Annotated in this window: 3 protein-coding genes and 1 pseudogene; 2 read left to right on the top strand and 2 right to left on the bottom strand. The window is 73.2% G+C overall.

The features are described from left to right. Positions 1 to 460: pseudogene (locus ACFXBC_RS18185) on the bottom strand (FAD-dependent oxidoreductase); the annotation flags it as partial. Between the two features lie 173 nt (positions 461 to 633). Here ACFXBC_RS18185 and ACFXBC_RS18180 point away from each other — a divergent pair. Next, a complete protein-coding gene (locus ACFXBC_RS18180) occupies positions 634 to 1,317 on the top strand; it encodes a pentapeptide repeat-containing protein (protein ID WP_385024723.1) in 684 nt (227 codons plus the stop codon). 328 nt (positions 1,318 to 1,645) lie between these two features. On the opposite strand, the gene ACFXBC_RS18175 is transcribed toward ACFXBC_RS18180, so the two are convergent. Then, entirely contained in the window at positions 1,646 to 2,143 is a 498-nt protein-coding gene (locus ACFXBC_RS18175; RefSeq protein ID WP_385024721.1) for a hypothetical protein, read from the bottom strand. Positions 2,144 to 2,329: 186 nt separating this feature from the next. Here ACFXBC_RS18175 and ACFXBC_RS18170 point away from each other — a divergent pair, with 186 nt between their 5' ends. Then, positions 2,330 to 3,721, top strand: coding sequence for a M1 family metallopeptidase (locus ACFXBC_RS18170; RefSeq protein ID WP_385024719.1), 1,392 nt, complete (start codon positions 2,330 to 2,332; stop codon positions 3,719 to 3,721). Positions 3,722 to 3,924: the final 203 nt, after the last annotated feature.

Below are 3,924 nucleotides of genomic sequence, written 5' to 3'. Positions count from 1 at the left end.
CGGCGGCGCGGCTCCCGCGGCGCGGGGCCTCGCCCCGCCCCCCTCCCAAGCGCCCGAGCGGGGGGCCCCCCCCCCCCCCGACCCGGGAGGTGGCCCAGGAGAGGAAGTCCTGCTCCACGGGGGCCTGTCCGGCGGGCCGCCGCGCCAGCCTGAGCAGCGCGAGCGGCGGTGTCCTGCGTAGCCTCCCGCCGTGATGGAGCCGCAGCCGGGTGGCCTCCAGGGCCGGTACGGCCACGACCGGGCCGAGCAGCCCCTGCCGGCTGAGCCAGGCCCAGTGCGGGCCGCCCCGGTAGATCGCGTGCGGTCCTTCGTTGACGCGGTACGGGCCTTCGGCCGTACGTGCCCGGCCGCCCAGGGTGTGGTGGGCCTCCAGCAGGGTGACCCGGGCGCCCGCTTCGGCGGCGGTGATGGCGGCGGTGAGCCCGGCGAAACCCCCGCCGACCACGGTGATGTGGCGCATGGTGGTCCGTCCCTTCTCCGTGTCGTGCTGTCCTGTCCTGTGTCTGTTTCTGTGTCTGTTCCGGAGGGCGACCGCTCTTTTTCGGACGCTCTCTGTCATCAGGACGGATGGAGCGGACGCAGATGTGACATCCGGGAAGGTTCGATGTCAGTGGTGTGGGTCACCATGAAGACATGGCAGTACGGAACGGCACGAAGAGAACCCCACAGGTACGACGGCCGGAAGTGCGGCTTCCGCCCCTCAGCCCCTACGCCGGGCGGGGCCTTGAGCCCGATGGTGATTACGACGGACTGGAGTTCACCGGCGAGGACTTCACCGGACAGTCGGGCCGCGGGGCCCGTTTCATGGACTGCTCGCTGCGCGAGTGCGTGCTGGAGACGACGGAGCTGACGCGGGCGCGCTTCATCGACTCCGTATTGACCGGTGCGCGAGGCGTGGGGACGGACCTGGCGGAGGCGTCCCTGCGCGATGTCGAAGTGGTGGACGCCCGGCTCGGCGGCGTCCAGCTGCACGGAGCCGTCCTGGAACGGGTGGTGGTGCGTGGCGGGAAGATCGACTATCTCAACCTGCGGGAGGCGCGTCTCAAGGACGTCGTCTTCGAGAACTGCGTCCTGGCCGAGCCGGACTTCGGGTCGGCGCGGCTGGAGCGGGTGGAGTTCACCGGGTGCAGGCTGCGCGGGGCGGACTTCAGCGGCGTACGGATGAAGGACGTGGACCTGCGGACGGTGGCCGAGCTGGACATCGCGCGCGGGGTGGAGCGGCTGGCGGGCGCGGTCATCAGCCCGGTGCAACTGCTGGCGCTGGCACCGGCGTTCGCGGCACAGATCGGTGTACGGGTGGCGGCACCGGGCGAGTAGGGCCGCGGGGCCCGCCGGTCCGCCTGCCTGCCCGCCCGCGCGCCGGCCCGCTGGCCTGCCTGCTCGCCTGCCTGCCCGCTCGCCTGCTCGCCTGCCTGCCCGCTCGCCTGCTCGCCTGCCTGCCCGCTCGCCTGCTCGCCTGCCTGCCCGCTCGCCTGCCTGCCCGCTCGCCTGCCTGCCTGCTCGCTCGCCCGCTCGCCCGCCTGCTCGCTCGCCCGCTCGCCTGCCTGCTCGCCCGCTCGCCTGCCTGCTCGCCCGCTCGCTCGCCCGCTCGCCCGGAGCGTGCCGCGCAGGGCACGCCGTTGGCGGCTGCGCGCTGCCGTCCCGGCTACACCCGGGGGAACCGCCCCTGCAGGTTCCAGATCACCGGGTTGTCCGCGAGGCCCTCATGCATGTCCCCCAGATCGGCGATCAGGTCGTGCAGGAAGTCCCGTGCCTCCCGCCGCAGCACCCTGTGCCCGAACGTCAGCGGGTCCTCCTCCACCGGCATCCAGTCGGCCGCGACATCCACCCAGCCGAACCGCCGCTCGAAGAGCATCCGGTCCGTCGACTCGGTGAAGTCCAGCTCCGCGTGGAGCGGCCGGGAGGCGCGGTTGCCGCGCGGATCCCGGTCGAGCTGTTCGACGATGTCGCAGAGCGCCCACGCGAAGTCGAGCACCGGAACCCATCCCCAGGCTGTGGACACCTCGCGGTCCGCCTTGGTGTCGGCGAGGTAGACGTCACCGCAGAAGAGGTCGTGCCGCAGCGCCCGGACGTCCGCGCGGCGGTAGTCGGTCTGCGGGGGGTCCGGAAAGCGGCGGGAGAGTGAGTAGCCGATGTCGAGCACGGATCGATGGTGTCACGGGCACGCACACCGGTTCACCGCGCGGCCGTACACCGCTGGGCTCCCGGGCCCGCCCGTCCACCACCACTCACCACAAGCCACCACCGCCGGTCCGTACGTTCTCGCGACGCGCCCCGCCCGCGGGACGGCGGTGCGCGTCCGCTGCCCGCTCGCTCATAGGATCGAGACGTGGACCAGCGCCGACGTCGTACAGCCGTACCCACAGCGGTGGGGGCCGCCCTCCTCCTTCTCGCGGCGTGCGGCGGGGGTGTGCACGGGAAGCCGGGCGGCAGCCGACTGCACCACCCCGACCCGTACTTCCCCCGGCTGGGCAACGGCGGCTACGACGTCAGCCACTACGGCCTGACCCTCGCCTACGACCCGGATTCCGGCCGGCTCACCGGCACCGCCGACATCACCGCCCGCGCCACCCAGGACCTCTCCGCCTTCACCCTGGACTTCACCGGGATGACCGTGCGGGGCGCCACCGTCGACGGCCGTTGGGCCCCCGCCCATCGCGCAGGCAGCGAACTGACCCTCCGCCCGCACCACGACCTCGCGCGGGGCGACACCTTCCGTACCGTCGTCCGCTACGCCGGTACCCCGAAGACGATCACCGACCCGGACGCATCCGAAGAGGGCTGGCTGCCGGACGACGACGGTGCGCTCGCCCTCGGGGAGCCGACCGGCTCCATGGCGTGGTTCCCGGGGAACAACCACCCGTCGGACAAGGCCACCTACGACATCACGGTCACCGTGCCCGCCGGGCTCCAGGCCGTCTCCAACGGCCGGCTGACCTCGCAGCGGACCAGCGGGGGCCGTACCACCTTCCACTGGCACACCGGCCGGCCGATGGCGAGCTATCTCGCGATGCTGGCGATCGGCCGGTACCGGACGCACTCCTTCAAGGCGCCGTCCGGACTGCCGGTCTTCACGGCGGTCGCCCAGTCGGAGGTCAAGAGCAGCGCCGCCGTGGTGGCCCGGATCCCCGAGATCATCGCCTGGGAGAGCAAGGAGTTCGGCCCGTACCCCTTCGACTCGGCGGGCGCGGTCATCGCTCCCACCGGCGCCGCGGGCTACTCGCTGGAGACCCAGACCAGACCGGTGCTCCCCGCCGACCAGGCGAGCCTCTCGACGCTGGTGCACGAGCTGTCCCACCAGTGGTTCGGCGACTCGGTGACCCCCGAGTCCTGGCGCGACATGTGGCTGAACGAGGGGTTCGCGACGTACGCGACCTGGCTGTGGGACGCGGACCACGGCGGCGAGAGCATCCAGGACCACTTCGACGACGCCTACGACTCCGAGGGCAACTGGGACTTCCCCCCTGCCGACCCCCCGGGCCCCAAGGAGATCTCGACCTCGCCGGTGTACGGGCGGGGGGCGATGGTGCTGCAGATGGTCCGCCGGACGGTCGGCGACAAGGCGTTCTTCGCGCTGCTGCGGGGCTGGGCCAGGGACCACCGGTACGGGAACGCCGACACGGCGGACTTCACGCGGTACGCGGAGAAGAAGACCGGCAGGGACCTGAGCGCGGTCTGGAAGACCTGGCTGTACGGCAAGGGGAAGCCCGCCAAGCCGTAGCCGCGGGCTGCCGCCGGGCCGTGGCGAGAGGCCACCCGACGGGCCGCCGACCGGACGGGTCGCGTCCCCGACGGGCCGCCCCGACGTGCCGTCCCGACGTGCCGTCCCGACGGGCCGCCCCGACGTGCCGTCCCGGCCGGCCGCCCCGACGTGCCGTCCCGGCCGGCCGCCCCGCCGGGCCGTCCCGGCCGGCCGGCCCGACG

The sequence above is a fragment of the Streptomyces sp. NPDC059398 genome (assembly GCF_042751845.1).
Taxonomy (GTDB): Bacteria; Actinomycetota; Actinomycetes; order Streptomycetales; family Streptomycetaceae; genus Streptomyces.
Note: the sequence above shows the minus strand (reverse complement) of the source record. Positions and strands in the feature narration are given on the sequence as shown.